The sequence below is a fragment of the Pseudomonas protegens CHA0 genome (assembly GCF_000397205.1).
Taxonomy (GTDB): Bacteria; Pseudomonadota; Gammaproteobacteria; order Pseudomonadales; family Pseudomonadaceae; genus Aquipseudomonas; species Aquipseudomonas protegens.
In genome coordinates, this window is sequence record NC_021237.1 from 6,580,918 (window position 1) to 6,606,077 (window position 25,160).

The 25,160-nt window shown below is 63.2% G+C and carries 23 protein-coding genes and 1 other RNA gene; 11 read left to right on the forward strand and 13 right to left on the reverse strand.

Annotation, left to right across the window (positions count from 1 at the left end):
- Positions 1-3 precede the first annotated feature (3 nt).
- Positions 4-182: non-coding RNA, 6S RNA (gene ssrS / locus PFLCHA0_RS31505), on the forward strand.
- Positions 183-272: 90 nt separating this feature from the next.
- On the forward strand, positions 273-878 hold the full coding sequence (locus tag PFLCHA0_RS29560) for a 5-formyltetrahydrofolate cyclo-ligase (protein WP_011064146.1): 606 nt from the start codon (positions 273-275) through the stop codon (positions 876-878).
- Between the two features lie 33 nt (positions 879-911).
- On the opposite strand, the gene PFLCHA0_RS31910 is transcribed toward PFLCHA0_RS29560, so the two are convergent.
- Positions 912-1,061, reverse strand: coding sequence for a hypothetical protein (locus PFLCHA0_RS31910; protein WP_015637431.1), 150 nt, complete (start codon positions 1,059-1,061; stop codon positions 912-914).
- A gap of 196 nt (positions 1,062-1,257) precedes the next feature.
- Here PFLCHA0_RS31910 and PFLCHA0_RS29565 point away from each other — a divergent pair, with 196 nt between their 5' ends.
- The 4 genes from PFLCHA0_RS29565 (at position 1,258) to PFLCHA0_RS29580 (ending at position 6,702) form a co-directional block, all read left to right on the forward strand.
- Positions 1,258-1,707 (forward strand): EVE domain-containing protein, encoded by a 450-nt coding sequence (locus PFLCHA0_RS29565; protein WP_015637432.1) that lies wholly within the window; start codon positions 1,258-1,260, stop codon positions 1,705-1,707.
- Between the two features lie 188 nt (positions 1,708-1,895).
- Positions 1,896-2,861, forward strand: a complete 966-nt coding sequence (locus tag PFLCHA0_RS29570; protein WP_015637433.1) for an HlyD family secretion protein — start codon at positions 1,896-1,898, stop codon at positions 2,859-2,861.
- The gene (rbbA, locus tag PFLCHA0_RS29575; protein ID WP_015637434.1) at positions 2,858-5,584 is read left to right on the forward strand and encodes a ribosome-associated ATPase/putative transporter RbbA; all 2,727 of its coding nucleotides are present in this window, start codon (positions 2,858-2,860) and stop codon (positions 5,582-5,584) included. Before PFLCHA0_RS29570 ends, rbbA begins: the two co-directional genes overlap by 4 nt.
- Positions 5,584-6,702 (forward strand): ABC transporter permease, encoded by a 1,119-nt coding sequence (locus PFLCHA0_RS29580; RefSeq protein WP_015637435.1) that lies wholly within the window; start codon positions 5,584-5,586, stop codon positions 6,700-6,702. The genes rbbA and PFLCHA0_RS29580 overlap by 1 nt, the downstream gene beginning before the upstream one ends.
- 91 nt (positions 6,703-6,793) lie before the next feature.
- Here PFLCHA0_RS29580 and PFLCHA0_RS29585 read toward each other — a convergent pair whose 3' ends face one another.
- The gene (locus PFLCHA0_RS29585) at positions 6,794-7,201 is read right to left on the reverse strand and encodes a flagellar basal body-associated protein FliL (RefSeq protein ID WP_011064151.1); all 408 of its coding nucleotides are present in this window, start codon (positions 7,199-7,201) and stop codon (positions 6,794-6,796) included.
- 158 nt (positions 7,202-7,359) lie between these two features.
- Between PFLCHA0_RS29585 and PFLCHA0_RS29590 the strand changes: the two genes are divergently transcribed.
- On the forward strand, positions 7,360-8,337 hold the full coding sequence (locus tag PFLCHA0_RS29590; RefSeq protein WP_015637437.1) for an NADPH:quinone oxidoreductase family protein: 978 nt from the start codon (positions 7,360-7,362) through the stop codon (positions 8,335-8,337).
- 16 nt (positions 8,338-8,353) lie between these two features.
- Here PFLCHA0_RS29590 and PFLCHA0_RS29595 read toward each other — a convergent pair whose 3' ends face one another.
- The 5 genes from PFLCHA0_RS29595 to trxA all read right to left on the reverse strand — a co-directional run bounded on the left by PFLCHA0_RS29595 (position 8,354) and on the right by trxA (position 13,615).
- The gene (locus tag PFLCHA0_RS29595; protein ID WP_011064153.1) at positions 8,354-9,004 is read right to left on the reverse strand and encodes a gamma-glutamylcyclotransferase; all 651 of its coding nucleotides are present in this window, start codon (positions 9,002-9,004) and stop codon (positions 8,354-8,356) included.
- A 214-nt stretch (positions 9,005-9,218) separates the two neighbouring features.
- A complete protein-coding gene (locus tag PFLCHA0_RS29600; RefSeq protein WP_011064154.1) occupies positions 9,219-10,187 on the reverse strand; it encodes a CDP-6-deoxy-delta-3,4-glucoseen reductase in 969 nt (322 codons plus the stop codon).
- Positions 10,187-11,653, reverse strand: a complete 1,467-nt coding sequence (ubiD, locus tag PFLCHA0_RS29605) for a 4-hydroxy-3-polyprenylbenzoate decarboxylase (protein ID WP_011064155.1) — start codon at positions 11,651-11,653, stop codon at positions 10,187-10,189. The genes PFLCHA0_RS29600 and ubiD overlap by 1 nt, the downstream gene beginning before the upstream one ends.
- Positions 11,654-11,778: 125 nt before the next feature.
- Positions 11,779-13,038: a transcription termination factor Rho gene (gene rho, locus PFLCHA0_RS29610; RefSeq protein WP_011064156.1), complete on the reverse strand. Its 1,260-nt coding sequence runs from the start codon at positions 13,036-13,038 to the stop codon at positions 11,779-11,781.
- Positions 13,039-13,285: 247 nt separating this feature from the next.
- Positions 13,286-13,615 carry a thioredoxin TrxA gene (gene trxA / locus PFLCHA0_RS29615; protein ID WP_003206727.1) on the reverse strand — a complete coding sequence of 110 codons (330 nt, stop codon included), beginning with the start codon at positions 13,613-13,615 and terminating at the stop codon, positions 13,286-13,288.
- A 374-nt stretch (positions 13,616-13,989) separates the two neighbouring features.
- Here trxA and ppx point away from each other — a divergent pair, with 374 nt between their 5' ends.
- Positions 13,990-15,492 (forward strand): exopolyphosphatase, encoded by a 1,503-nt coding sequence (gene ppx / locus PFLCHA0_RS29620; protein WP_011064157.1) that lies wholly within the window; start codon positions 13,990-13,992, stop codon positions 15,490-15,492.
- A gap of 174 nt (positions 15,493-15,666) precedes the next feature.
- Here the strand turns inward: ppx and ppk1 are convergent, their stop codons facing one another.
- Together ppk1 and hemB are read right to left on the reverse strand one after the other, a co-directional pair.
- Positions 15,667-17,886 carry a polyphosphate kinase 1 gene (gene ppk1, locus PFLCHA0_RS29625; RefSeq protein WP_015637439.1) on the reverse strand — a complete coding sequence of 740 codons (2,220 nt, stop codon included), beginning with the start codon at positions 17,884-17,886 and terminating at the stop codon, positions 15,667-15,669.
- An 18-nt stretch (positions 17,887-17,904) separates the two neighbouring features.
- Complete coding sequence (hemB, locus tag PFLCHA0_RS29630; protein ID WP_041752681.1) at positions 17,905-18,918, reverse strand: porphobilinogen synthase; 1,014 nt, start codon at positions 18,916-18,918, stop codon at positions 17,905-17,907.
- 207 nt (positions 18,919-19,125) lie between these two features.
- Between hemB and PFLCHA0_RS29635 the strand changes: the two genes are divergently transcribed.
- Positions 19,126-19,740: a DedA family protein gene (locus PFLCHA0_RS29635; RefSeq protein ID WP_011064160.1), complete on the forward strand. Its 615-nt coding sequence runs from the start codon at positions 19,126-19,128 to the stop codon at positions 19,738-19,740.
- On the opposite strand, the gene PFLCHA0_RS29640 is transcribed toward PFLCHA0_RS29635, so the two are convergent.
- Positions 19,721-20,956 (reverse strand): sterol desaturase family protein, encoded by a 1,236-nt coding sequence (locus tag PFLCHA0_RS29640; protein WP_015637441.1) that lies wholly within the window; start codon positions 20,954-20,956, stop codon positions 19,721-19,723. The genes PFLCHA0_RS29635 and PFLCHA0_RS29640 overlap by 20 nt on opposite strands.
- Positions 20,957-21,069: 113 nt before the next feature.
- On the opposite strand from PFLCHA0_RS29640, the gene elbB reads away from it, so the two are divergent.
- Positions 21,070-21,738 carry an isoprenoid biosynthesis glyoxalase ElbB gene (gene elbB, locus PFLCHA0_RS29645; RefSeq protein WP_015637442.1) on the forward strand — a complete coding sequence of 223 codons (669 nt, stop codon included), beginning with the start codon at positions 21,070-21,072 and terminating at the stop codon, positions 21,736-21,738.
- A gap of 18 nt (positions 21,739-21,756) precedes the next feature.
- Here elbB and PFLCHA0_RS29650 read toward each other — a convergent pair whose 3' ends face one another.
- Positions 21,757-22,212, reverse strand: coding sequence for a YaiI/YqxD family protein (locus PFLCHA0_RS29650; RefSeq protein WP_015637443.1), 456 nt, complete (start codon positions 22,210-22,212; stop codon positions 21,757-21,759).
- A 79-nt stretch (positions 22,213-22,291) separates the two neighbouring features.
- Positions 22,292-24,190, reverse strand: a complete 1,899-nt coding sequence (locus PFLCHA0_RS29655) for a cytochrome c/FTR1 family iron permease (protein WP_011064163.1) — start codon at positions 24,188-24,190, stop codon at positions 22,292-22,294.
- A 147-nt stretch (positions 24,191-24,337) separates the two neighbouring features.
- Between PFLCHA0_RS29655 and PFLCHA0_RS31915 the strand changes: the two genes are divergently transcribed.
- Positions 24,338-24,460 carry a hypothetical protein gene (locus tag PFLCHA0_RS31915; protein ID WP_015637444.1) on the forward strand — a complete coding sequence of 41 codons (123 nt, stop codon included), beginning with the start codon at positions 24,338-24,340 and terminating at the stop codon, positions 24,458-24,460.
- Between the two features lie 57 nt (positions 24,461-24,517).
- Here the strand turns inward: PFLCHA0_RS31915 and PFLCHA0_RS29660 are convergent, their stop codons facing one another.
- Positions 24,518-25,150, reverse strand: a complete 633-nt coding sequence (locus PFLCHA0_RS29660) for a LysE family transporter (RefSeq protein ID WP_011064164.1) — start codon at positions 25,148-25,150, stop codon at positions 24,518-24,520.
- Between the last annotated feature and the right edge of the window lie 10 nt (positions 25,151-25,160).

Genomic DNA, 25,160 nt, shown 5'->3' on the forward strand with positions numbered 1-25,160 from the left:
CGCCACTCCCTGGGGTGCTTGCCAGTTGGCGATGTCCCTGAGCCGATTCGCACTACCCTGGAAGTTGCACGTTGGGCTGGTGTGCATGTCCGCTAGACGGAAAGCCTTAAAGCCTGCTGCATCTTCCGCCTTGAACTTTCGGGTTCAAGGGCTAAGTCGACAGCGGTTCGCCTGGGGAGCCTGAATTGTCAGCCAATGCCAGTTATCCATGCTGGCATTGGTTTTTCCGGGTAGGCTGTTCTGCCAAATCCGACCTTCTCATAGCCTCTTTCATGACCGAACCTGCGCCGCTTTCCCGCCCGCAACTTCGCCGCATGCTGCGCAAGGCCCGTCGCGCCCTGAGCCCTGCCGAGCAACGCCAGGCAGCCCTTGGCCTGTACCGCCAACTGGCTCAGGACCCGGTGTTTCGTCGGGCACGGCACCTGTCCCTGTATCTGCCCACCGACGGTGAAATCGACCCGCGCCTGCTGCTGCGTGCCGCCCAGCGCCGGGGCAAGGCCACCTACCTGCCGGTGCTCAGCGCCTGGCCCCGGACCAAGATGGTTTTCCAGCGGGTCCTCCCGGGAGAAACGCTGCGGCCCAATCGTTTTCGCATTCTCGAGCCCCGGGTCAATTGCGCGCGGCAACGCAAGGTCTGGGCCCTGGACCTGGTGCTGCTGCCCCTGGTTGGCTTTGATGAAGAAGGTGGACGCCTGGGGATGGGTGGCGGCTTTTATGACCGCAGCCTGGCCTACCTTGCGCGGCGCCAGAACTGGCGCAAGCCGAAGCTGCTGGGGCTGGCCCATGAATGTCAGAAAGTCGGAAAGCTGGACCAGGCCAGTTGGGATGTACCCTTGCACGGTACGGTGACGGACCGGGGGTGGTACTTCGCTCGATAGGTGCCGCGTTCGATCAGCGGCACCCGAGCTGGTTCAGCGCTTGAAAGGCTGCGGCTGCTGTTGTGCGATTTCGATGGGGGCATCGGTCTTGCTGGCCCATAAGCTCTGCGCATAACCGGTGGTCACAACGCCCAAACCGAACAAAATAACCAAAATCCATAGTAAATCCGGTTGGCGTTTCATCGATTGCCCCCCCTCAGGCAAATCACACACGCTCCAGGCATGGTTTCCATAACAGGCCATGCAGCAGCGTCAAGCTTAAAATCCCGGCATTCTGCGATAACGTGAACCGACACGCAAATGCTGACGTCAACCGACCGTCGGTTTGTCATAAAATTGCCCGACAACCTGCCCAATCACCCTTTGGAGGGTAAGAAAGATGGCCTATTGGCTGATGAAATCCGAGCCCGACGAACTCTCGATCCAGGGTTTGCAGCAACTCGGCCAAGCCCGTTGGGACGGGGTGCGCAATTACCAGGCGCGCAACTTCCTGCGCGCCATGGCGGTAGGCGACGAGTTCTTCTTCTACCACTCCAGCTGCCCGGAACCGGGTATCGCCGGCATCGGCCGGATCATCAAGGCCGCCTACCCGGACCCCACCGCCCTGGAGCCGGACAGCGTCTACTTCGACCCCAAATCCAGTGCCGAAAAGAATGCCTGGAGCGCCATCGACGTGGCCCATGTGGAAACCTTCACCAAGGTGCTGCGCCTGGATTACCTCAAGCAGCAGGCAGCTCTCGCCGAAATGCCTCTGGTGCACAAAGGCAGCCGCCTGTCGGTCATGCCGGTCACCGCCGAACAATGGGCTGCCGTACTCGCCCTGCGCTGACCACCCCGCCCCCCTGGCGCCGGGAGTCGGATCTGTCCACGGCGCCGGCCCGAACGTTTTTTTGCCCCGATCATCATGCAGCCTGCAAACAATAGGTTTAGGCTTGGCCCTTTCATTTGACGGGCATCAAGCCGTAGAAAGCCTTGAGCCGTCAGACTTGGACGCTATTGCCGCAGGACGCAGAACACATGTCGACGAACCACCGTTCCTCCCGCCTTTTTGCTGTTTCCCTGTTGATTCTGTTACTCGCCGCCGGTGCTTTCGGCTACTGGAAATCCCTCCAGGATCGCCTGCCCGAAGGCCTGAGCATGGGCAACGGCCGGCTCGAAGCCACCGAAGTGCAGATCGCCAGCAAGATTCCCGGGCGCCTGGCGGAAGTGCGGGTCAACGAAGGCGACAAGGTGCTTCAAGGCCAGTTGCTGGCACGCATGGACACCCGCACCCTGGAAGCCCAGCGCAATCAGGCCGAGGCCGAAGTGCTGCGCGCCCGAGAGAACCTGTCTGCGGCCGAAGCCAATGTGCAGTTGCGCCAGAGCGAACTGCTGCTGGCCAATCAGGAACTCAGGCGCTCTCAGGAGCTGTTCAAGCGCGGCTTCGCCAGCCAGCAGATCATCGACCAGCAGCAGGCCCGCCTGAACACCGGCAACGCAGCAGTCCTGGCGGCCCAGGCCCAGGTCGCAGCGGTGAAGGCCGCCATCGGCGCCGCCCAGGCCCAGGTTGCCCAGCTCACCAGCGAAATCGACGACAGCAGCCTGCGGGCGCCCATCGACGGCATCATCCAGCTGCGCCTGGCCGAACCCGGCGAAGTGCTGGGCGCCGGCGGCCGTGTGCTGCTGCTGATCGACCCCAATGACCAGTACATGAACCTCTACCTGCCGGCTTCGGTCACCGGCCGCCTGACCGTTGGCGACGAGTCGCGGATCCTCCTCGACGCCCTGCCCAACCAGCCCCTGCCGGCGAAGATCAGCTTCGTCGCGGCCAAGTCCCAATTCACCCCCAAAGAGGTGGAAACCCGGGACGAGCGCCAGAAGCTGGTGTTCCGGGTCAAGGTGCGCCTGACTCAACCCGCCGCCGTGCCCCAGGCCAAACCGGGCATGCCCGGCGCCGGTTATGTGCGCACCGCCCCCGTGGACTGGCCGGCCAACCTGCAATGAGCGCCCTGGCGCTGCAAGCGAACGGCATCAGCCATCGCTATGGTTCACAGCAGGCCCTGAGCGACATCAGCTTCAACCTGCCAGCGGGCACCCGCTGCGGCTTGATCGGCCCGGACGGTGCCGGCAAGTCGAGCCTTCTGGGGCTGATCGCCGGGGTCAAGAAACTTCAGCAGGGCGAGCTCGACGTGCTCGGCGGACCGATCTCGCAACGGCGCCACCGCAGCAGCCTCTATCCGCGCATCGCCTTCATGCCCCAGGGCCTGGGGGGCAACCTGTATCCCGAGCTGTCCATCAGCGAGAACATCCGCTTCTTCGCCACCCTGTTCGGCCTGCCCAAGGATGAATGCGAACAGCGCATGCACAGCCTGTTGCTGGCCACCGACCTGCTGCGCTTCGCCGAACGCCCGGCGGGCAAGCTGTCCGGCGGGATGAAGCAGAAGCTTGGCCTGTGCTGTGCGCTGATCCACGAACCGGACCTGCTGATCCTCGACGAGCCCACCACCGGGGTCGACCCCCTATCGCGCCGGCGTTTCTGGGAATTGGTCGAAGACGTACGCCGGCAACGCCCGCAACTGACCCTGCTGGTGGCAACCGCCTACATGGAGGAGGCCGAACAGTTCGAGCACTGCCTGATGCTCGACCAGGGCAAGTTGATCGCCCAGGGCCTGAGCCAGGAGCTGGCGCAGATCACCGCCAGCGGCAAGCTGGACGACGCCTTCACCCATTTCCAGGGCGACAGCGGTCATGACAACCAGCCCCTGGTGATTCCGCCGCGTTCCGGCGACAACCAGGACATCGCCATCGAGGCCCATGAGCTGACCCTGCGCTTCGGCGACTTCACCGCGGTCAACAAGGTCAGCTTCGCCATCGGCCGCGGGGAGATCTTCGGTTTCCTCGGTTCCAACGGCTGCGGCAAGACCACCACCATGAAGGTCCTCACCGGGCTGATGCCCGCCAGCGAGGGCAGCGCCAAGCTGTTGGGCAACCCGGTGGACGCCAAGGACCTGGCCACCCGCAAGCGGGTCGGTTTCATGTCCCAGAGCTTTTCCCTGTATGGCGAGCTCAGCGTGCGCCAGAACCTGGAACTGCACGCCCGCCTGTTCGACCTGCCGAAAGCCGAAAGCGGCCCGCGCATCGAGGAACTGATCCAGCGCTTCGACCTCGGGGCGATTGCCGAGCAGCAGTCCGGCGCCTTGCCTCTGGGCCTGCGCCAGCGCCTGTCGCTGGCAGTGGCAGTGCTGCACCGCCCGGAAGTGCTGATCCTCGACGAGCCCACTTCCGGGGTCGACCCGGCGGCCCGAGACGACTTCTGGCGCCTACTGATCGAGCTGTCCCGGGAACAGGGAGTGACCATCTTCCTGTCCACCCACTTCATGAACGAGGCCCAGCGCTGCGACCGCATTTCGCTGATGCACGCCGGCAAGGTGCTGGCCTGCGACACCCCGGCGGCGCTGCAGCAACAGTTTGCCGGCGACACCCTGGAGGCCGCCTTCGTCCGCTGCCTGGAAGAGGCCCAGGGCACGCCGGACACACCTGCGCCATCACCGGAGGCGGCTACCCCCACCGCTGCCGGCACCCTAGCCGCCCCGCGTTCGGGCCTGAGCCTGGCGCGCCTGCTGGCGGTGGCCAGCCGCGAGGGCAAGGAACTGCTGCGGGACAAAGTGCGCCTGGGCTTCGCCCTGCTGGGGGCGATCTTCATGATGGTGATCTTCGGCTATGGCATTTCCCTGGACGTGGAGAAACTGGCCTTCGCCGTCTACGACCAGGATCAGACGCCACAGAGCCGTACCTACCTGGAAGCCTTCCGCAGCTCACGCTACTTCGAGGAGAAACCGACCATCCGCAGCTCCGCCGAACTGCATCGGCGCCTGCAACGCTCGGAGATCAAGCTGGCACTGGAGATTCCTCCCGGCTTTGGCCGTGACCTCTATGCCGGACGCCAGCCCGCGGTGGCGGCCTGGCTGGATGGCGGCATGCCGTTTCGTGCGGAAACCAGCCGCAACTATGTCGAGGCCGTGCACCAGGCCAACCTCGAGCTGCTGGCGGAACAAAGCAGCCCGGCCCTCAGCACCAGGCCGGCGGCCAAGCTGGAAACGCGCTTTCGCTACAACCAGGACGTGGTCAGCGTGAATGCCATCGGCCCCGGGGTCATGGCGCTGATCCTGGCGTTCATTCCGGCGATGCTCACGGCCCTGGGCATCGTCCGCGAAAAGGAGCTGGGCTCGATCACCAACTTCTACGCCACGCCCCTGACCCGCCTGGAGTTCCTCCTTGGCAAACAGGCGCCCTACCTGGCCGTCAGTCTGATCAACCTGGCCCTGCTGGTGGCCATGAACCGCTGGCTGTTCGGCGTGCCCTTCAAGGGCAGCGGCCTGACCCTCGCCCTGGGCGGCGTGCTCTATGTGCTGGCCACCACCAGCATGGGGCTGCTGATCTCGGCATTCACCCGCACTCAGATCGCAGCGATTCTGGGCACCATGATCATCACCAGCCTGCCCACCATCCAGTTTTCCGGGCTGATCGTGCCGCGCTCGTCCCTGGAAGGCTCGGCGGCGGTCATGGGCCAGCTGTTTCCCGCCGGTTACTTCCTCGACATCGCCGTCGGCACCTTCACCAAGGCCCTGGACCTGCGCGAACTCTGGCCCCAGTGCCTGGCCCTGGTGGGCTTTTTCCTTGGTTTCACCGGGCTCAGCCTGGTCATGCTGAAAAAGCAGGAGGTCTGATGAATCGTCTCGCCCATATCCTGCGCCTGGGCTTGAAGGAGCTCACCAGCCTGCGCCACGACAGCGTGCTGCTGCTGTTCTTGATGTATGCCTTCACCGTGGCCATCTACCTGCCCGCCGCCGGCTCGGTGATCGGCGTGCACAACGCCAGCGTGGCCCTGGTGGACGAAGATCACAGCGCCCTCTCCCGGCAACTGGCCGAAGCGCTGCAACCCCCCGAGTTCCAGGCTCCGGTGCCGCTGCCCTATGACCAGCTGGACTCGGTGATGGACAGCGGCCAGTACACCTTTGTGATCAATGTCCCGGCCAACTTCCAGAGCGACTTGCTGGCCGGGCGCCAGCCTGCGGTACAGGTCAACGTCGATGCCACCGCCATGAGCCAGGCCTTCATGGGCGCCGGCTACATCGGCCGGATCTTCCAGCGCGAGCTGCTCACCTACGCCAACCAGGCGGACGCCACCAGCAAGGCCCCGGCACTGCTGACCACCCGCGCCCTGTTCAATACCAACCTGGAGGGCGGCTGGTTCCTGGCGGTGATCCAGATCGTCAACAACATCACCATCCTGGCCATCGTGCTCACCGGCACCGCGCTGCTGCGCGAACGCGAGCACGGCACTCTCGATCACCTGCTGGTGCTGCCGCTGACAGCGCTGGAGATCATGCTGGCCAAGGTCTGGAGCAACATGCTGGTGGTGGTGCTGTGCACCTGGGTATCGCTGGAGGTGATAGTCAAGGGTGTGCTGGGGGTGCCGCTGGCGGGGTCCATGGCGCTGTTCCTGATGGTTACTGCGCTCTATCTGTTCGCCAGTACCGCCCTGGGGATCTTCCTCGCCACCCTGGCCCGCTCGACCCCGCAGTTCGGCCTGCTGGCGATTCCGGTGATCATCCCGATGCTGCTGCTGTCCGGCGGCAGTACGCCGCTGGACAGCATGCCGCAGTGGCTGCAGTGGGTGATGCAGGGTTCGCCGTCGACGCACTTCGTCAGCCTCAGCGCGGCGATCCTGTTCCGCGATGCGGGAGTCAGTGTGGTCTGGCCCGACCTGCTGGCCCTGGCGACCATCGGCCTGGTGTTCTTCGCCATCGCCCTGGCGCGCTTTCGCAAGAGCCTGGCTTCATGACCCACACCACGTAGGAGCCGGTTTGCCGGCGAAGGGCCGCAGGGACGCCTTCGCTGGCAAGCCAGCTCCTACGCCTGTAGCGGGGGCAGGCTTACTGAATGATCAGGTTGTTGAACAACAGGTCTTCCACCACCGGCTTGCCGGTTTCGTCGTTCATGACTTGCTGCACCTGCTTGAGGGCTTCCTGGCGCAGCTTTTCCTTGGCTTCGACGTTATTCATGGTGTCGCTGGTCTGCTGGGCGAACAGCGCCACCAACTGGTTGCGTATCAGCGGCTCGTTGGCCTTGACCGCCTGGGCCGAGGCGTCGCCGGTTACTCGCAGGGCCACGTCGGCCTTGTAGACCTTGAGTTTAGGGCCGCCGTCCAGGCCGTAGTTGCCCACGAAGGGTGGGTTCAGGCTGATGTAGCTGACTTTCGGTGCTTCACCTTCTTTGGCCTCTTCGGCCATCGCTGCCATGGGCAGGGAGAGGGCCAGCAGCAACATGATCCACGCTTTCACAATTCGCTCCTTAATCCGGTTTGCGGCCTAGCATAAAGGCCCGCCCGCCTGAGCCCAAGCACAAGCTTATGGCTGGTCATCAGGACCGGGCATGCTCGTTGACCGCCTGATTCACACTCCTACACTTATCGGCCACCACTCCCAAAGGAATAGCCCTGATGAAAGCCGTGCTGTGCAAAGCCTTCGGCCCTGCCGAAACGCTGGTGCTGGAAGAGGTCGCAAGCCCCGTGCCGAAGAAGAACGAGATCCTGCTGGAAGTGCATGCCGCAGGCGTCAACTTCCCGGACACCCTGATCATCGAGGGCAAGTACCAGTTCAAGCCGCCATTCCCCTTCTCCCCGGGGGGCGAAGCGGCCGGCGTAGTCAGCGCAGTGGGTGAGAAGGTCGGCCACCTCAAGGCCGGTGACCGGGTCATGGCCCTGACCGGCTGGGGCAGCTTCGCCGAGCAGGTGGCCGTCCCCGGTTACAACGTGCTGCCGATTCCCGCCGCCATGGACTTCAATACAGCCGCCGCCTTCAGCATGACCTACGGCACCTCGATGCACGCCCTCAAGCAGCGCGGCAACCTGCAGCCCGGTGAAACCTTGCTGGTGCTTGGTGCCTCGGGCGGGGTCGGGCTGGCCGCCGTGGAAATCGGCAAGGCCATGGGCGCCCGGGTGATTGCCGCTGCCAGCAGCGCGGAAAAGCTCGCCGTGGCCAAGGCCGCCGGTGCCGACGAGCTGATCAACTACAGCGAAAGCAGCCTGAAGGACGAGATCAAGCGCCTGACCGGCGGCAATGGCGCGGACGTGATCTACGACCCGGTGGGCGGCGACCTGTTCGACCAGGCCATCCGCTCCATCGCCTGGAACGGCCGGCTGCTGGTGGTGGGGTTCGCCAGCGGGCGCATCCCCGAGCTACCGGTGAACCTGGCCCTGCTCAAGGGTGCAGCGGTGGTGGGTGTGTTCTGGGGCTCCTTCGCCCAGCGCCAGCCCCAGGACAACGCGGCGAACTTCCAGCAACTGTTCGGCTGGTTCGCCGAGGGCAAGCTCAAGCCGCTGGTCTCCCACGTCTATCCGCTGACGGAGGCTGCGCGAGCCATCGATGATCTCGGCCAGCGCAGAGCGGTGGGCAAGGTCGTGGTGCAGGTGCGCTAAGACCGGCTACAGGGCCTCAATGGGCGTCCGCCCCCTTGCAGCGCTTGAGCCGCGCCTCCAGGTTGCGATCCGGCATGGCGTGGCTGCGCAGGGCCTGGACCGTCTGTTCGACATAATCGCGGGTGGTGCCATACCGCCCGCAAGCGCTTTCGAACACCTGGTTCAGCACATCGTCCGGCAGATTGCCGGCATAGCTGGGCAGGTGCCGCTCCAGCACAAAGCCCAGGGCCTGAACCTGGCTGCCATCCTCAAGGCGGCAGTTGAGCCAGTGCGGGCGATAGGAGGGATAAGGCATTTCACGCTGCCACAGGGCGTACAGCGAGGCGTCCAGTTGCTCTTCCGGCAGCCGATAGGCGAAGCCGCTGCAGGAGCCGCCACGATCCAGGCCGAACACCAGCCCCGGCAGCTCCGGCGTGCCGCGATGCTCGTGGGACCACAGGTACAGGCCGCGATGATAACCATGCACCCTGCCCCGCTTGCGTTCGACCGCCGAGCATTCCGGCCGCCAGATCAGTGAACCGTAGGCGAACAGCCACACCGGCCCACCCTTGTGCCGGGCCATGGTGGATTGCATGGAACTGCGAAGTTGGTCGTGCGTCAGCTGCGGGCCCAGATCGAGCCGTGGAGGGTAAGCCAGATTCAGATAACTGGATTCAAGGGCTGTCATGGCGAATAGCGTTCGGCTCCCCGCGTAAAAGAAGTTACTTAATAGAACGCTTGGCAGTAACTGCAAGACACATGAGTTTCAAGGCAAGTTAAGTGCCACTAAGCAGTGGCACATAAGTTGGAGGCTTATATATAACCTACCGGCATTTATTTAATTAGATAAATACCGATAGGCTATATACAGAGTTATAACGCGCCGCGCAGGCCCGATGCAGTCAGGGCCGCGGGGCGTAGGCAAACACGTCGGCGCGCATTTGGTGGGCATCCATCCCGGCACTCACCAGCGCATCCAGGGTGGCGTAGATCATCGCCGGCGAGCCGCTGGCGTAAACGTGTACCGCCGACAGGTCGGTAATGTCCTCGCACACCGCTTCATGCAGCATGCCGCAGCGCCCCTCCCAGCCACACAGGTCGCTGACCACTTTGTGCAGGTAGAGGTTGGGCAGTTGCTGCCACTCGTCCCAGTGTTCCAGCTGGTAGAAATCTTCCGGCCGGCGCACGCCCCAGTACAGGTGCACCGGATGCTTGAAGCCGGCGGCCCGACAATGCTCGATCAGGCTGTGCATCTGCGCCATGCCGGTACCGGCGGCGATCAGCACCAGCGGCCCATCCGGCAACTCGGCCAGGTGGGTGTCGCCAAAAGGCAACTGCACCCGAGCCATGCGGTTGCGCTGCAGTTGCTCCATCAGGCTTTGCGCACTGTTCTCGCGCACCAGCACATGCAGTTCCAGATCTCGCCCGCTGTGAGGCGCCGATGCCAGGGAAAAGGCCGACTTCTCACCGTTATCCCGCTCCAGCATCAGGTACTGCCCGGCGTGATAGCGCGGCGGCTTGCCGGCCGGTGCCCGCAGCCTGACCCGCCAGACATCGCCGCCGACCTCCAGGCATTCAGTAAGCTGACACGACAGGCTGCGCACCGGCAATTCTCCCAGCGCAAGGACGCCATCCCACAGCACGATGCAGTCTTCCAGCGGCTCTGCAATGCAAGTGTAGAACTCGCCGTGATCACGCACGTCGCCAGCTTGCTGCACGCTGCCCTCCACCAGCAGCGCCGCACAGACATGACAGTTGCCATTGCGGCAGCTCTGCGGGCATTCATAGCCCAGGCGCCGCGCCGCATCGAGAATCCGCTCGCCGGGCAGCGTCTCAAGCACGGCTCCGGAGGGCTGCAAGGTTACACGCATCAATCTATTCCTAACTGATTCCAGATGGCATCGATCCGGCGGGTGACCGCCTCATCCTTGACGATGACCCGGCCCCACTCTCGGGTGGTTTCTCCAGGCCACTTGTGAGTCGCATCGAGCCCCATCTTCGAACCCAGGCCAGACACCGGCGAGGCGAAGTCGAGGTAGTCGATCGGGGTGTTGTCGATCATCACCGTGTCGCGCTTGGGGTCCATGCGCGTGGTGATGGCCCAGATCACATCGTTCCAGTCCCGGGCATTGATATCGTCGTCGGTGACGATAACGAACTTGGTGTACATGAACTGTCGCAAAAACGACCAGACACCCAGCATGACCCGCTTGGCGTGGCCCGGGTACTGCTTCTTCATGGTCACCACCGCCATGCGGTAGGAACAGCCTTCGGGCGGCAGGTAGAAGTCGGTGATTTCCGGAAACTGCTTCTGCAGGATCGGCACGAAGACCTCGTTCAGCGCGACGCCGAGGATCGCCGGCTCATCGGGCGGCCGGCCGGTGTAGGTGCTGTGGTAGATCGGCTTGATGCGGTGGGTGATGCGCTCCACGGTGAACACCGGAAAGCTGTCGACCTCGTTGTAGTAGCCAGTGTGGTCGCCGTACGGGCCTTCATCGGCCATCTCGCCGGGATGGATCACCCCTTCAAGGATGATTTCAGCCGTGGCCGGAACCTGCAGGTCGTTACCGCGGCACTTCACCAGCTCAGTGCGGTTGCCCCGCAGCAGGCCGGCAAAGGCGTATTCGGAAAGGCTGTCCGGCACCGGGGTCACGGCGCCGAGAATGGTCGCCGGGTCCGCGCCCAGCGCCACCGACACCGGGAACGGCTGGCCCGGGTGCTTCTCGCACCACTCGCGGTAATCCAGCGCGCCGCCGCGGTGGCTCAGCCAGCGCATGATCACCTTGTTGCGGCCGATCACCTGCTGACGATAGATACCCAGGTTCTGCCGGTCCTTGTTCGGGCCCTTGGTCACGGTCAGGCCCCAAGTGATCAGCGGGCCGACATCGCCCGGCCAGCAGGTCTGCACCGGCAGCATGCCAAGGTCGACGTCGTCGCCTTCGATCACCACTTCCTGGCACACCGCATCCTTGACCACCTTGGGCGCCATGGAAATGATCTTGCGGAAGATCGGCAGCTTGGACCAGGCGTCCTTGAGCCCCTTGGGCGGCTCCGGCTCCTTGAGGAACGCCAGCAGCTTGCCGATCTCGCGCAGTTCGCTGACCGCTTCGGCGCCCATGCCCAGGGCCACGCGCTCGGGGGTGCCGAACAGGTTGCCGAGCACGGGGATGTCATAACCGGTGGGGTTTTCAAACAGCAGGGCCGGGCCTTTGGCACGCAAGGTGCGATCGCAGACCTCGGTCATTTCCAGCACTGGGGACACCGGAACCTGGATGCGCTTGAGTTCCGAGCGCTGTTCCAGGCCGCTGATAAAGTCGCGCAAGTCGCGATACTGCATGCGTGAGCCTCGTTTTCGCCGTGGCATTCGGGGCAGGCAGTTTAGCGCCGAACCCACAGGTTCAGAATAGAGAATGTCAGATAGCAAAAAGCCGGGTTTCCCCGGCTCTTGCTGGCCTGATCGATTTACTTGCGTTTCATCGACAGGAAGAACTCATCGTTGGTCTTGGTCTGTTTCAACTTGTCGACCAGGAATTCGATGGCAGCGACTTCATCCATGGGATGCAGCAGCTTGCGCAGGATCCACATGCGCTGCAGCTCGTCGTCGGCGGTCAGCAACTCTTCGCGGCGGGTGCCGGAACGGTTGATGTTGATGGCCGGGAAGACGCGCTTTTCAGCGATCTTGCGGTCCAGGGGCAGTTCCATGTTGCCGGTACCCTTGAACTCTTCGTAGATCACTTCATCCATCTTCGAGCCGGTTTCAACCAGCGCGGTGGCGATGATGGTCAGCGAGCCGCCTTCCTCGATGTTCCGCGCGGCGCCGAAGAAACGCTTCGGTTTCTCCAGGGCGTGGGCATCGACACCACCGGTCAGGACCTTGCCGGAGCTCGGGATCACGGTGTTGTAGGCACGGGCCAGACGGGTGATGGAGTCCAGCAGGATCACCACGTCCTTCTTGTGTTCGACCAGGCGCTTGGCCTTCTCGATCACCATCTCGGCCACTTGCACGTGGCGGGTTGGCGGCTCGTCGAAGGTGGAGGCGACCACTTCGCCGCGCACAGTGCGCTGCATTTCGGTCACCTCTTCCGGACGCTCGTCGATCAGCAGCACGATCAGATGAACTTCAGGGTTGTTGCGCGTGATGTTCGACGCGATGTTCTGCAGCATGATGGTCTTGCCCGCCTTTGGCGGAGCAACGATCAGACCACGCTGGCCTTTACCGATCGGGGCGCACAGATCGATCACACGACCGGTCAGGTCTTCGGTGGAACCGTTGCCGGCTTCCATCTTCATGCGCACGGTCGGGAACAGCGGCGTCAGGTTTTCGAACAGAATCTTGTTCTTGGCGTTCTCTGGGCGGTCGTAGTTGATGGTATCGACCTTGAGCAGCGCGAAGTAACGCTCGCCTTCCTTGGGAGGGCGGATCTTGCCAACGATGGTGTCACCGGTGCGCAAGTTGAAGCGACGGATCTGGCTTGGCGAGACGTAGATATCGTCCGGGCCAGCGAGATAGGAGGCGTCAGCAGAGCGAAGGAAGCCGAAGCCGTCCTGGAGGATCTCCAGCACGCCATCACCGGAGATTTCCTCACCGCTTTTCGCGTGCTTTTTCAGCAGGGAGAAAATCACGTCCTGCTTGCGCGAACGGGCCATATTTTCTATGCCCATCTGTTCGGCCAATTCGAGCAGTTCGGTAATCGGCTTTTGCTTGAGTTCAGTCAGATTCATATAGGAATGACGTAATCATTTATAGAGGGGGGAAATTAAGCTTTTGGCTTAATGAGGCCGCGCCGCAGAGAAGGCGACAGGATCGCGTACTAATTCGAAAAGGAGAGCGTCGGCGACGGCTTGCAGGGGGCAATGGAGAAACCAGTGCGGGGCCGAATGTAACACCTGAGTTTCGGAGCGTCTAGCCCTCAATTACGAAAAAGCCCCGCATTTTGCGGGGCTTTTCCAGGGCACTGAAAATCGACGCTTAGATGTTGGCGTCGAGGAAGGCAGCCAGTTGCGACTTCGACAGTGCGCCAACCTTGGTAGCTTCGACGTTGCCGTTCTTGAACAGCATCAAGGTCGGGATACCACGCACGCCATGCTTGGCCGGGGTTTCCTGGTTCTCGTCGATGTTCAGCTTGGCAACGGTCAGCTTGCCCTTGTAGGTTTCAGCAATTTCGTCCAGAACCGGAGCGATCATTTTGCATGGGCCACACCACTCGGCCCAGTAGTCGACCAGTACAGCGCCTTCGGCTTTGAGTACGTCGGCCTCGAAGCTGGCGTCGCTGACGTGTTTGATAAGATCGCTGCTCATGGAATTCTCCAGGTTGTAAGCAAAAAAACGTGGCCCATCATATCTGCCCTTCCCGCGTTCAGGAAGCCGGAGATGATTGACTCTAACTATGGTGCCCCACGAGTTTGGGTATAGCTCAGCTGGGGACGTTGCGCGGGTTGCACAGGCCATTCGGCAACCCCGGCCGGCACCACGCACCTGTTGTAGCTGGATCTTTGCCTGGCTGCCAAGGAGCGGCTCGCCCGATTGAACGGGATCTTTACTGGCCAGGGAACCGCCGGCCCACCGCCCCGGCGCAGGCTTTTATGCGTTGAATCAACGCATTGGACACTGCGCGTTGGCGCGAGCCGTTGATCGTGGCAGGATGGCGAGGTTATCGACCGAGACCCCCAACCATGCCCCAATCCCAAGCCAAGAATCTGTCCCTGATCGCCGCGATCGATCTGGGCTCCAACAGCTTTCACATGGTCGTGGCCAAGGCCCGGAACGGTGAAATCCGCATTCTCGAGCGGCTCGGAGAAAAGGTTCAACTGGCCGCCGGCATCGACGAAGAACGCCAGCTCAACGAAGAATCCATGCAGCGCGGTCTCGACTGCCTCAAGCGCTTCGCCCAACTGATCAACGGCATGCCCCAGGGCACGGTGCGCATCGTCGGCACCAACGCCCTGCGCGAAGCCCGCAACCGCGGCGAGTTCATTCGCCGTGCCGAGGAAATCCTCGGCCACCCGGTGGAAGTCATCTCCGGCCGTGAAGAAGCCCGCCTGATCTACCTCGGGGTGTCCCACACCCTCGCCGACACCCCGGGCAAGCGCCTGGTGGCCGACATCGGCGGCGGCAGTACCGAATTCATCATCGGCCAGCGCTTCGAACCCCTGCTGCGCGAAAGCCTGCAGATGGGCTGCGTAAGCTTCACCCAGCGCTATTTCCGCGATGGCAAGATCACCCCTGCCCGCTATGCCCAGGCCTACACCGCCGCACGCCTGGAGATCATGAGCATCGAACATGCCCTGCATCGCCTGACCTGGGACGAAGCCATCGGCTCGTCCGGAACCATTCGTGCCATTGGCCTGGCCCTCAAGGCCGGCGGCCAGGGTAGCGGCGAGGTCAACGCCGAAGGGCTGGCCTGGCTCAAGCGCAAGCTGTTCAAGCTCGGCGACGCCGAGAAGATCGACTTCGAAGGTATCAAGCCCGACCGCCGGGCGATCTTCCCCGCCGGCCTGGCAATTCTCGAAGCGATCTTCGACGCCCTGGAACTGCAACGCATGGATCACTGCGAAGGCGCCCTGCGTGAAGGCGTGCTCTACGATCTGCTGGGCCGCCATCATCACGAAGACGTCCGTGAACGCACCCTCAGCTCGCTGATGGAGCGCTACCACGTCGACCTGGAACAAGCCTCGCGCGTAGAAGGCAAGGCCCTGCGCGCCTTCGACCAGGTTGCCGCGGACTGGGACCTGGAAGACGGCATCTGGCGCGAACTGCTGGGCTGGGCGGCCAAGGTCCATGAAGTGGGGCTGGACATCGCCCACTATCACTACCACAAGCACGGTGCCTACCTGATCGAGCACTCAGACCTGGCGGGTTTCTCCCGGGAAGACCAGCAGATGCTGGCTCTCCTGGTGCGCGGCCACCGCCGCAACATCCCCAAGGAAAAATTCGCCGAGTTCGGCGACGACGGCATCAAGCTGATCAGGCTGTGCGTGCTGCTGCGTTTCGCCATTCTCTTCCATCACATCCGTGGCACCCAGCAGATGCCTCAGGTGAGCCTCAGCGCCCTGGGCGATCAGCTGGACGTGGAGTTCCCGGAAAACTGGCTGGATGAAAACCAGCTGACCCAGGCCGACTTCGCCCTGGAGGCCGAATGGCTGACCCGGGTGGGCATCGTGCTCAACGTCAACTGACCCTGCCACGGAGCTGCAGGAGCCGGCTTGCCGGCGAAAAGGCCGCGAACCCTTGCATCGCCCTCAGGGGCGCCTTCGCTGGCAAGCCAGCTCCCACAGTTCTTGCAAGCCGCACAAAAAAGGCCAGCCCGGTGATCGGGCTGGCCTTTTTATTATCGGCGACGCCTGACGCGCTTAGCGCACCGGCAGTACCGGGCTGCCAAGGCGCTCCAGCAGGGTTGCCTGGGCACTGCGCGGGTTCTGGTTGCCGGTCGGCGTGTTGCGGATATAGCGGCCGTCGGACTGCAGGCTCCAGCTGTGGGTGTTGTCGGTGAGATAGCTCTCCAACTCTTTCTTGACCCGCAGAATCAGCTTCTTGCCCTCCACCGGGAAGCAGGTTTCGACCCGCTTGTCGAGGTTGCGCTCCATCCAGTCGGCGCTGGAAAGGAACATCTGTTCCTCGCCGCCATTGAGGAAGTAGAACACCCGGGTGTGCTCCAGGAAGCGGCCGATGATCGAGCGCACGTGGATGTTGTGCGAGACCCCGGCAATGCCCGGACGCAGGCAGCACATGCCACGCACCACCAGGTCGATGCGCACGCCCGACTGGCTGGCCTTGTACAGCGCGCGAATGATCTTCGGATCGGTCAATGAGTTGAACTTGGCAATGATGTGCGCCGGTTTGCCGTCCAGGGCGAACTGAGTCTCCCGGGCGATCATGTCGAGCATGCCCTTCTTCAGGGTGAACGGCGCATGCAGCAACTTCTTCATGCGCAGGGTCTTGCCCATGCCGATCAGCTGGCTGAACAGCTTGCCCACGTCCTCGCACAAGGCATCGTCGGAGGTCAGCAGACTGTAGTCGGTGTACAGACGGGCGTTGGCCGCGTGGTAGTTGCCGGTGCCCAGGTGCGCATAACGCACGATCTCGCCGGCTTCGCGACGCAGGATCAGCATCATCTTGGCGTGGGTCTTGAACCCCACCACGCCGTAGATCACCACCGCACCGGCCGCCTGCAGACGGCTGGCCATCTGCAGGTTGGACTCTTCGTCAAACCGCGCACGCAATTCGATCACCGCGGTGACCTCCTTGCCGTTGCGCGCCGCGTCCACCAGGGCGTCGACGATCTCCGAGTTGGCACCACTGCGGTACAGGGTCTGGCGCACTGCCAGCACATGCGGGTCCTTGGCAGCCTGGCGCAGCAGGTCGACCACCGGGGTGAAGGATTCGAACGGGTGCAGCAGCAGGATGTCCTGCTTGCTGATGACGCTGAAGATGTTCTCGCTGTTCTGCAGCAGCTTGGGGATCTGCGGAGTGAACGGGGTGTATTGCAGCTCCGGGTGGCTGTCCAGGCCGGTGATGCTGAACAGCCGCGTCAGGTTCACCGGGCCGTTGACCTGGTACAGCTCGGTCTCGTGCAGGTTGAACTGCTTGAGCAGGTAGTCCGACAGGTGCTTGGGGCAGGTGTCGGCCACTTCCAGGCGGACCGCGTCACCGTAGCGACGGGAGAACAACTCGCCGCGCAGCGCACGGGCCAGGTCTTCGACGTCCTCGGTGTCCACTGCCAGGTCGGCGTTTCGGGTCAGGCGGAACTGATAGCAGCCTTTTACCTTCATGCCCTGGAACAGGTCATCGGCGTGGGCGTGGATCATCGACGAGAGGAACACATAGTTGTCGCCAGGGCCGCCGACTTCTTCCGGCACCTTGATGATCCGCGGCAGCAGGCGCGGCGCGGGGATGATCGCCAGGCCCGAATCGCGCCCGAAGGCGTCGATGCCTTCCAGCTCGACGATGAAGTTCAGGCTCTTGTTCACCAGCAATGGGAACGGGTGCGTCGGGTCCAGGCCGATGGGGGTGATGATCGGCGCGATCTCGTCGCGGAAATAGCGGCGAACCCAGGTCTTGAGCTTGGTGGTCCAGTAGCGGCGACGGATGAAACGGATCTGATGTTTTTCCAGTTCCGGCAACAGGATGTCGTTGAGGATCGCGTACTGGCGGTCGACATGCCCGTGCACCAGTTCGCTGATGCGCGCCAGCGCCTGGTGCGGCTGCAGACCGTCGGCACCGGCCTGTTCGCGAGCGAAGGTGATCTGCTTCTTCAGGCCCGCCACGCGGATCTCGAAGAACTCGTCCAGGTTGCTGGAGAAGATCAGCAGGAACTTCAGGCGCTCCAGCAACGGATAGGACTCATCCAGTGCCTGCTCCAGCACGCGGATGTTGAATTGCAGCTGCGACAGCTCGCGGTGGATGTACAGGCTGCTGTCATCCAGGTTGGGAATGACGATGGCCGGTGCCGGTTGCGTCTCGGCCACCGCGGCCGGGGCCACTGGCTCCAGTTCTGGCGGGGTCTCCACCACTTGCTCGACCACCGGCTGAGCTTCTTTTACGGCAACTTCTGAGAGTCCTTCAGTATTCATCGCGTGTTCCTGGGAGGGCTATTTTTGCTCTCGTAACAATTGAGCAGCACGAACGGCAAAGTAAGTCAGGATGCCATCGGCACCTGCACGTTTAAAAGCGGTCAGGGATTCAAGAATAACCCCCTCACCCAACCAACCATTCTGGATTGCTGCCATGTGCATGGCGTATTCGCCGCTGACCTGATAGACAAAGGTCGGCACCTTGAATTCATCTTTGACCCGCCAGAGGACGTCCAGGTACGGCATGCCCGGCTTGACCATGACCATGTCCGCGCCTTCGGCGAGGTCCGCCGCCACTTCATGCAGGGCTTCCTGGCCGTTGGCCGGGTCCATCTGGTACGAGGCCTTGTCGGCCTTGCCCAGGTTCAGCGCCGAGCCCACCGCATCGCGGAAGGGGCCGTAGTAGGCGCTGGCGTACTTGGCCGAGTAAGCCATGATGCGCACGTTGGCATGCCCAGCCAGTTCCAGGGCCTCGCGGATCGCCTGGACCCGCCCGTCCATCATGTCCGACGGTGCCACCACCTGGGCGCCGGCCTCGGCATGGGACAGGGCCTGGCGCACCAGGGCGTCGACGGTGATGTCGTTCTGCACATAACCCTGTTCGTCGAGGATGCCGTCCTGGCCATGGGTAGTGAACGGGTCAAGGGCAACGTCGGTGATCACCCCCAGGGCCGGAAAGCGTTCGCGCAGGGCGCGGGTGGCACGCTGGGCGATGCCGTCGGGGTTCCAGGCCTCGGCCGCATCCAGAGACTTGAGCGCCCCGGGCGTCACCGGAAACAGCGCCAGTGCCGGAATTCCCAGTTCGACCCAGTTCGCCGCCTCTTCCAGCAGCAGGTCGATGGTCAGGCGCTCGACCCCGGGCATCGAAGCCACCGCTTCGCGGCGATTCTCACCCTCGAGCACGAACACCGGCAGGATCAGGTCGTCCACGCTCAGGCGGTTTTCCCGCACCAGACGGCGGGAAAAGTCATCGCGACGGTTGCGCCGCAGACGAGTGGCTGGAAACAGACGGTTGGCGGGGGTAAAGCTCACGGCGGACTCCAGGGCTCGCGCTGGCGGACGAGCGGGACAGTTATAAGCGGGCATTATGACGAACAGATGACAGTTGTGCTCAAGCTGTTGACCGGCAGCAACACTCATTGTCATTGGCCGGATTGTTCACGTCGAGACACATTTCGATACTTTCCCGAACGTCGTCGAAGGGGTAGGCTGCGCGTTCATTTCGCCAGCATCCAGACAATGCTCCAACAATTTCTTCAGGATTTCGGCTACTTCGCCCTCTTTCTCGGCACGTTTTTCGAAGGCGAAACCATTCTGGTTCTTGCCGGATTTCTCGCGTTCCGCGGATACATGGATATCAACCTGGTGATGGTGGTTGCCTTCTTCGGCAGCTACGCCGGTGACCAGCTGTGGTACTTCCTGGGGCGCAAGCATGGCCGCAAGCTGCTGGCGCGCAAACCGCGCTGGCAAATGATGGGTGACCGGGCGCTGGAGCATATCCGCAAGCACCCGGATATCTGGGTACTGAGCTTTCGCTTCGTCTACGGGCTGCGCACCGTGATGCCGGTGGCCATTGGCCTGTCCGGCTATCCGCCGGGCCGCTACCTGCTGCTCAACGGTATCGGCGCAGCGATCTGGGCCATAGCCCTGGCCCAGGCGGCCTACCATTTCGGCGCAGTCATGGAAGGCATGCTCGGCAGCATCAAGAAGTACGAGCTGTGGGTGCTGGGCGCCCTGCTGGTCCTGGGCTTCGGCCTGTGGCTGCGCCGGCGCTTCAAGAACGCACGCCTGGCCAAGCAGATCTACGAAGCCGAACAGGCCTCCGCCCGGGAACCTAAGACGCCAGCCGAGTGACACGCGAGCCGCAGCCATAAAGCCCGCAGACACTCAGCAGGCTGTGGCTGCCCAGCGCCACCCAGGCCAGGGGGCTGGCCGGCCACAGACCGACCAGCGGCGCCAGCCAAACCAGGGGCAGATTCAGCAGCAGCCGCGCCCCTTCCAGTTTCAGGCTCCAGGGCCGATCCTCCAGAGCCGCGCCCAGTACGAACAGACCCATGGCCATCGCGCCCCCGCCCAGCAGCAGTGCCTGGACCGACAGGCTGCTCTGGGCATTCATCAGGTAGCTGCCCAGGGCTACATACACCGCGAACTGCAGCACCACGTACACCTGACGCCGCACATCCAGGGCCACCTCGAATTTGCGAAACTGGCTCAGCTCCGGCTTGGCCAGGGGATAACGGGCCTGCACATCCGCCGGGCGCCAGCCGGTGCGCATGAACCAGATCCGCAGCTTGTCCCGCACATGCTCGGTGCGCCGGGCATCATTCCAGAGCTGGGAATAGAACTGCAGATTGGCCCACAGCGGGTTCCAACTGGCCAGCGGGGTCGTCACGCCGAACACCACGGGCTCGTTGTCGTCCTCTTCCTGGTAGGTGCCGAACAGCCGGTCCCAGAGAATGAACACCCCGCCGTAGTTGCGATCCATATAAAGAGCGTTCTGCGCGTGATGGGCCCGGTGATTGGAGGGGGTCACGAAGAACCATTCATACCAGCCCAGCTTGCCGATGTGCCGGGTATGCACCCAGAACTGATACAGCAGATTGAGGGCTGCCACCGTGACGAACACCACCAGCGGCACCCCGAGTACCGCCAGGGGCAGGTAGAAGATCCAGCTCAACAGGAAGCCGGTGCTGGTCTGGCGCAGAGCCGTGGAGAGGTTGTAGTCCTCGCTCTGGTGGTGCACCGAGTGAGCGGCCCAGAGGATATTGCGTTCATGACCGCAGCGATGCAGCCAGTAGTAGCAGAAGTCGTACAGGACAAAGGCCCCGATCCACACCCAGAGGCTGTGCGCCGGCAGCTCGAACAGCCCCCAGTGCTGGAGGGCGAAGGTATAAGTGACCAGGCCCAGCCCCTTGGTCAGCAGGCCCGTGGTGGTGGACAACACGCCGGTGCTGATGCTATTGACCGCATCGGCAACCCGGTAGTTATTCACTCCCCGCCAGCGATCGGCCAACAATTCAGCAACAATCAACACAAAGAAAAACGGCACCGCATAGAGGATGAGGTTCATGGCGCGACCCGATCGAAATCGATAACCAAGATTAGGTCCGACGACTCCATCCCCCTATGGCCAGGTGTGACAAACAGGCGGACATTTAGCGCCATGAATCTGGAGAAAAACCCATGAGCAAAAAAGTTGCAGTGATCCTTTCCGGTTGCGGCGTGTTCGACGGCGCCGAAATCCACGAAAGCGTGATCACCCTGCTGCGCCTCGACCAACGCGGCGCCCAGGTGCAGTGCTTCGCCCCGAACATCCCCCAGATGCATGTGCTCAACCACCTGACCGGCGAAACCATGGCCGAGACCCGCAACGTGCTGGTGGAATCGGCGCGCATCGCCCGGGGTGAGGTCAAGGACCTGCGCGAAGCCCGCGTCGAAGACTTCGATGCGCTGATCATTCCCGGTGGCTTCGGGGCAGCCAAGAACCTCTCCAGCTTCGCCACCGAAGGCGCTGCCTGCACAGTCCAGGCCGACGTCCTGGCCCTGGCCGAAGCCTTTGCCGAAGCCGGCAAGCCGGTGGGCCTGATGTGCATCGCCCCGGCCATGGCCGCGAAGATCTACGGCCCCGGCGTGACCTGCACCATCGGCAACGATGCCGACACCGCAGCCGCCCTGGGCAAGATGGGCGCCACCCACGCCGAATGCGCAGTGGGCGAGATCATCGAAGACAAGGCGCGCAAACTGGTGAGCACCCCCGCCTACATGCTGGCGAAATCCATCAGCGAAGCGGCCTCGGGCATCAACAAACTGGTGGACCGGGTGCTGGAGCTGACCCACGAAGGCGACAAGTGAGCCTCTAGCGAGCGCCCCTCAGGCCTGGCGCGCCAAGCGCGTCAGGATGCGGTCCAGGGCGTTGGCGAAGGCCTGTTTTTCCCGGTCGCCATAGGGCGCTTGCCCACCACTGACCTGCCCCTGTTCACGCAGGTCGGTAAACAGGTTGCGTACCGCCAGCCGCTCGCCCATGTTCTGTGCGTCGAACTCCTTGCCCCGCGGGTCCAGGGCCGCCACGCCCTTTTTCACCAGGCGGTCGGCCAGCGGCACGTCACTGCAGATCACCAGTTCACCGGGCACTGCGTGCTCCACCAGGTAATCGTCGGCGGCATCCGGGCCGCTGGGCACCACGATCAGCCTGACGCAGGCGAAGGCCGGCTTGATCTGCGCCTGTCCGGCCACCAGCACCACTTCGAACTGGCGCTTCAGGGCGAAGCGCACTACTTGATCCTTGGCCGCCTTGGGGCAGGCATCGGCATCGATCCAGACACGCATTGAATGTTCTCCCTCCAGAATGCAGAACGGGCAAGCCGCCCCTTCAGGAGCGGGCTTGCCCGCAATCAACTACGCCGGCTCAGGAAGCCTGCACGCGGCGCTTCTCACTCATGCGACTGCGGCTGTAGAGCACCACGATCGCCAGGATCGCCACCGCCTGGGCACCCAGCGAGTAGGCGTCGGCATGAATACCCAGCCAGTCGAAGTCGAAGAACGGCACTGGCCGCGTACCGAAGATACCCGCTTCCTGCAACGCCTTGACGCCGTGCCCGGCGAACACCACCGACAAGGCGCAGAGCAGTGCCGCGTTGATGCCGAAGAACAGCGCCAGGGGCAGCTTGGCCGAGCCCCGCAGGATCACCCAGGCCAGCCCCACCAGCAGCACCAGGGCGGTGGCGCCACCGGCCAGTACCGCGTTGTGCCCGGCAGGGCCGGCCTGCAGCCACAGGGTTTCGTAGAACAGGATCACTTCGAACAGCTCGCGATAGACCGAGAAGAACGCCAGCACCGCAAAGCCGAATCGCCCGCCGCCGCCCACCAGGCTGCTCTTGATGTAGTCCTGCCAGGCCGCCGCATGCCGGCGGTCATGCATCCACACCCCGAGCCACAGCACCATGACACTGGCGAACAGCGCGGTGGCGCCTTCGAGCAGTTCACGCTGGGAACCGCTGACATCGATCACGTAGGCCGCCAAGGCCCAGGTACCCAGGCCGGCCAGCAAGGCCAGTCCCCAGCCGACGTTGACACTGCGCACCGCCGATTGCTGGCCGGTGTTACGCAGGAAGGCGAGGATGGCCGCCAGCACCAGGATCGCTTCCAGGCCTTCGCGCAGCAGGATCAGCAGGCCGGAAATAAAACTCAGAGACCAGCTCAGGCTGTCGCCGCCCAGAAGCTCGGCGGACTCCTTGAGCTTGGCCTTGGCCGCGTCCAGACGCTGTTCGGCCTGGGCCACCGGCAAACCGTCCTGCAACGACTGCCGGTAGGCCATCAGGGCCTTTTCGGTGTCTTTGCGGACGTTGGCATCGACGTTGTCCAGGGAGCTTTCTACCAGCTCGAAACCTTCCAGGTACGCCGCTACCGACAGATCGTAGGCCTGTTCGTGATCACCGCTGCGATAGGCCGCCAGGCTCTTGTCCAGGGTCGATGCGGTGTAGTCCAGCAACTGCGCCGGCCCCCGCTTGACCTGAGGCGGCTGGGCCCGCTGGGCGCGGAAAGTCGCGGCTGCCTGAGGGCCCTGGGCGGCCAGTACTTCACCCGGTGTCTGCCGGGCCAGGTCGGCCAGATTGAAGCTCTGCTCGCCCTTGGCGGCCGCAGGGTCGGCGCTGAAACTGGCGATGTAGGTGGCCAGGTCCCAACGCTGGCGATCATCCAGTTGATCAGCGAAGGACGGCATGTCGGTGCCTTCCACGCCCAACCCCAGGGTGTTGTAGATGGCATACAGGCTCAGGCGGTCGAGACGTTCGACATCCCGCAGGTTGGCCGGTGGTGGGGTCATGCCCACGCCCGCCGGACCATCGCCGGCGCCCTGCTCGCCATGGCATACCGAGCAGTGCTGGGCGTACAACGGCGCGCCACGGGTCGGATCCGGGGTGATGATCGGCGCCTGGCTGACCTCATAGGCTACCGCCAGCCGAGCCCCCATCTGCCGCGCCTGGCGAGCTACCTGATTGCCATCGACGCGGTCATCCACCGCTTTGCGCAGGCTGACAACGCCTTGCTCCAGTTCAGCCTTTTCCGGTTTGGCCGGCAGATCGGCGATCAACCCCTGCAGGACGCCGAGAAACTCCACCTGCTCACGGTACTCGGACTCGTCAATGACCTTGCCCCCCTCGACCGTGGCGGGATAGTCCGCGCCAATGTAATCCAGCAAATGCAGGGCCTTGGGCGCGCCGTCGACGGTATCGGCCAGCAGGTTGAAGCTGAAAAGCGCCAGCACCGGCAACACTAGCAACGCCAGTAAACGGGAAGGGGCAATCATGAATAAATCTCAAAGGGAAATAAGAAGTAACATATTGTTCCCTCCCAACGAGTTTCACTCAAGGCTTATCAGCCCCGCTGAAACATCTTCGCTCACAGGCCACCAGCCCCACGCCCAGCTAGCACCCGCTCTCCTTGCTTGTGCAAAGTGTCCAAGCCCCTGGGCGAAGACGTCACCCGGCAGTTGGGTCGTGACAGCTGCGAGCAACCGCGCCAAGCGCCGATGCACAACAACCAGCCGCCGGACACGGCGCCAGTGATCCTGCGCTAAACCGCACGCAAACGAAAAAGGCGACCCGGTGGGTCGCCTTTTCTTGTTCCTGCAAACCTAGGCCGCCGCTTTGCGGATAGTTGCCAGAAAACCCGCAGCGCCGAGGAACAGGCCGGCGAAGGTGCGGTTCATCCGCCGCTGCTGGACCGGGGTGCGCAACAGGCGCAGGACCTTGGACGCCAGCCCCGTATAGCCGGCCATGACGATCAGGTCGACCACGATCATGGTGGCGCCGAGAATCAGGTACTGCTTGACCAGGGGGGCATGGGGGTCGATGAACTGCGGCAACACCGCCAGCATGAACACCAGCGCCTTGGGGTTGCTGATGTTTACCAGGAAACCGCGAAACACCAGGGCCAGGGGTTTGCCGATGGGGCGAATGGCGGCGTCATCACTGAGGTCGCTGGGCAGCGCGCGCCACTGCTTGACCGCCAGGTACACCAGGTAGGCGACACCGAACCACTTGATGGCATAGAAGGCAGTGGCAGAGGCCGCGAGAATGGCCCCGACACCGGCCGCGACAATGGCAATCTGCATGGCCAGGCCCAGTTGCAGCCCCAGGGCGTTCCAGTAGCCGCGCCAGAAACCGTATTGCAGGCCGCAGGACATCGACGCAATGGCGCCGGCGCCCGGAGAAAGACTGATTACCCAACTGGCGGCAAAGAACGCCAGCCATGTCTCAAGCACCATCGCACACCTC

What these genes read in the sequence shown, in the direction of transcription:
- PFLCHA0_RS29655 (WP_011064163.1), bottom strand. Translation starts at nt 24,190, where the DNA reads ATGATTGCCCCTTCCCGTTTACTGGCGTTGCTAGTGTTGCCGGTGCTG.
- PFLCHA0_RS29650 (WP_015637443.1), bottom strand. Translation starts at nt 22,212, where the DNA reads ATGCGTGTCTGGATCGATGCCGATGCCTGCCCCAAGGCGGCCAAGGAT.
- PFLCHA0_RS29635 (WP_011064160.1), top strand. Translation starts at nt 19,126, where the DNA reads ATGCTCCAACAATTTCTTCAGGATTTCGGCTACTTCGCCCTCTTTCTC.
- PFLCHA0_RS31910 (WP_015637431.1), bottom strand. Translation starts at nt 1,061, where the DNA reads ATGAAACGCCAACCGGATTTACTATGGATTTTGGTTATTTTGTTCGGT.
- PFLCHA0_RS29660 (WP_011064164.1), bottom strand. Translation starts at nt 25,150, where the DNA reads ATGGTGCTTGAGACATGGCTGGCGTTCTTTGCCGCCAGTTGGGTAATC.
- PFLCHA0_RS29570 (WP_015637433.1), top strand. Translation starts at nt 1,896, where the DNA reads ATGTCGACGAACCACCGTTCCTCCCGCCTTTTTGCTGTTTCCCTGTTG.
- PFLCHA0_RS29565 (WP_015637432.1), top strand. Translation starts at nt 1,258, where the DNA reads ATGGCCTATTGGCTGATGAAATCCGAGCCCGACGAACTCTCGATCCAG.
- rho (WP_011064156.1), bottom strand. Translation starts at nt 13,038, where the DNA reads ATGAATCTGACTGAACTCAAGCAAAAGCCGATTACCGAACTGCTCGAA.
- PFLCHA0_RS29595 (WP_011064153.1), bottom strand. Translation starts at nt 9,004, where the DNA reads ATGACAGCCCTTGAATCCAGTTATCTGAATCTGGCTTACCCTCCACGG.
- PFLCHA0_RS29580 (WP_015637435.1), top strand. Translation starts at nt 5,584, where the DNA reads ATGAATCGTCTCGCCCATATCCTGCGCCTGGGCTTGAAGGAGCTCACC.
- PFLCHA0_RS29590 (WP_015637437.1), top strand. Translation starts at nt 7,360, where the DNA reads ATGAAAGCCGTGCTGTGCAAAGCCTTCGGCCCTGCCGAAACGCTGGTG.
- rbbA (WP_015637434.1), top strand. Translation starts at nt 2,858, where the DNA reads ATGAGCGCCCTGGCGCTGCAAGCGAACGGCATCAGCCATCGCTATGGT.
- ubiD (WP_011064155.1), bottom strand. Translation starts at nt 11,653, where the DNA reads ATGCAGTATCGCGACTTGCGCGACTTTATCAGCGGCCTGGAACAGCGC.
- ppk1 (WP_015637439.1), bottom strand. Translation starts at nt 17,886, where the DNA reads ATGAATACTGAAGGACTCTCAGAAGTTGCCGTAAAAGAAGCTCAGCCG.
- elbB (WP_015637442.1), top strand. Translation starts at nt 21,070, where the DNA reads ATGAGCAAAAAAGTTGCAGTGATCCTTTCCGGTTGCGGCGTGTTCGAC.
- trxA (WP_003206727.1), bottom strand. Translation starts at nt 13,615, where the DNA reads ATGAGCAGCGATCTTATCAAACACGTCAGCGACGCCAGCTTCGAGGCC.
- PFLCHA0_RS29600 (WP_011064154.1), bottom strand. Translation starts at nt 10,187, where the DNA reads ATGCGTGTAACCTTGCAGCCCTCCGGAGCCGTGCTTGAGACGCTGCCC.
- ppx (WP_011064157.1), top strand. Translation starts at nt 13,990, where the DNA reads ATGCCCCAATCCCAAGCCAAGAATCTGTCCCTGATCGCCGCGATCGAT.
- PFLCHA0_RS29640 (WP_015637441.1), bottom strand. Translation starts at nt 20,956, where the DNA reads ATGAACCTCATCCTCTATGCGGTGCCGTTTTTCTTTGTGTTGATTGTT.
- PFLCHA0_RS29560 (WP_011064146.1), top strand. Translation starts at nt 273, where the DNA reads ATGACCGAACCTGCGCCGCTTTCCCGCCCGCAACTTCGCCGCATGCTG.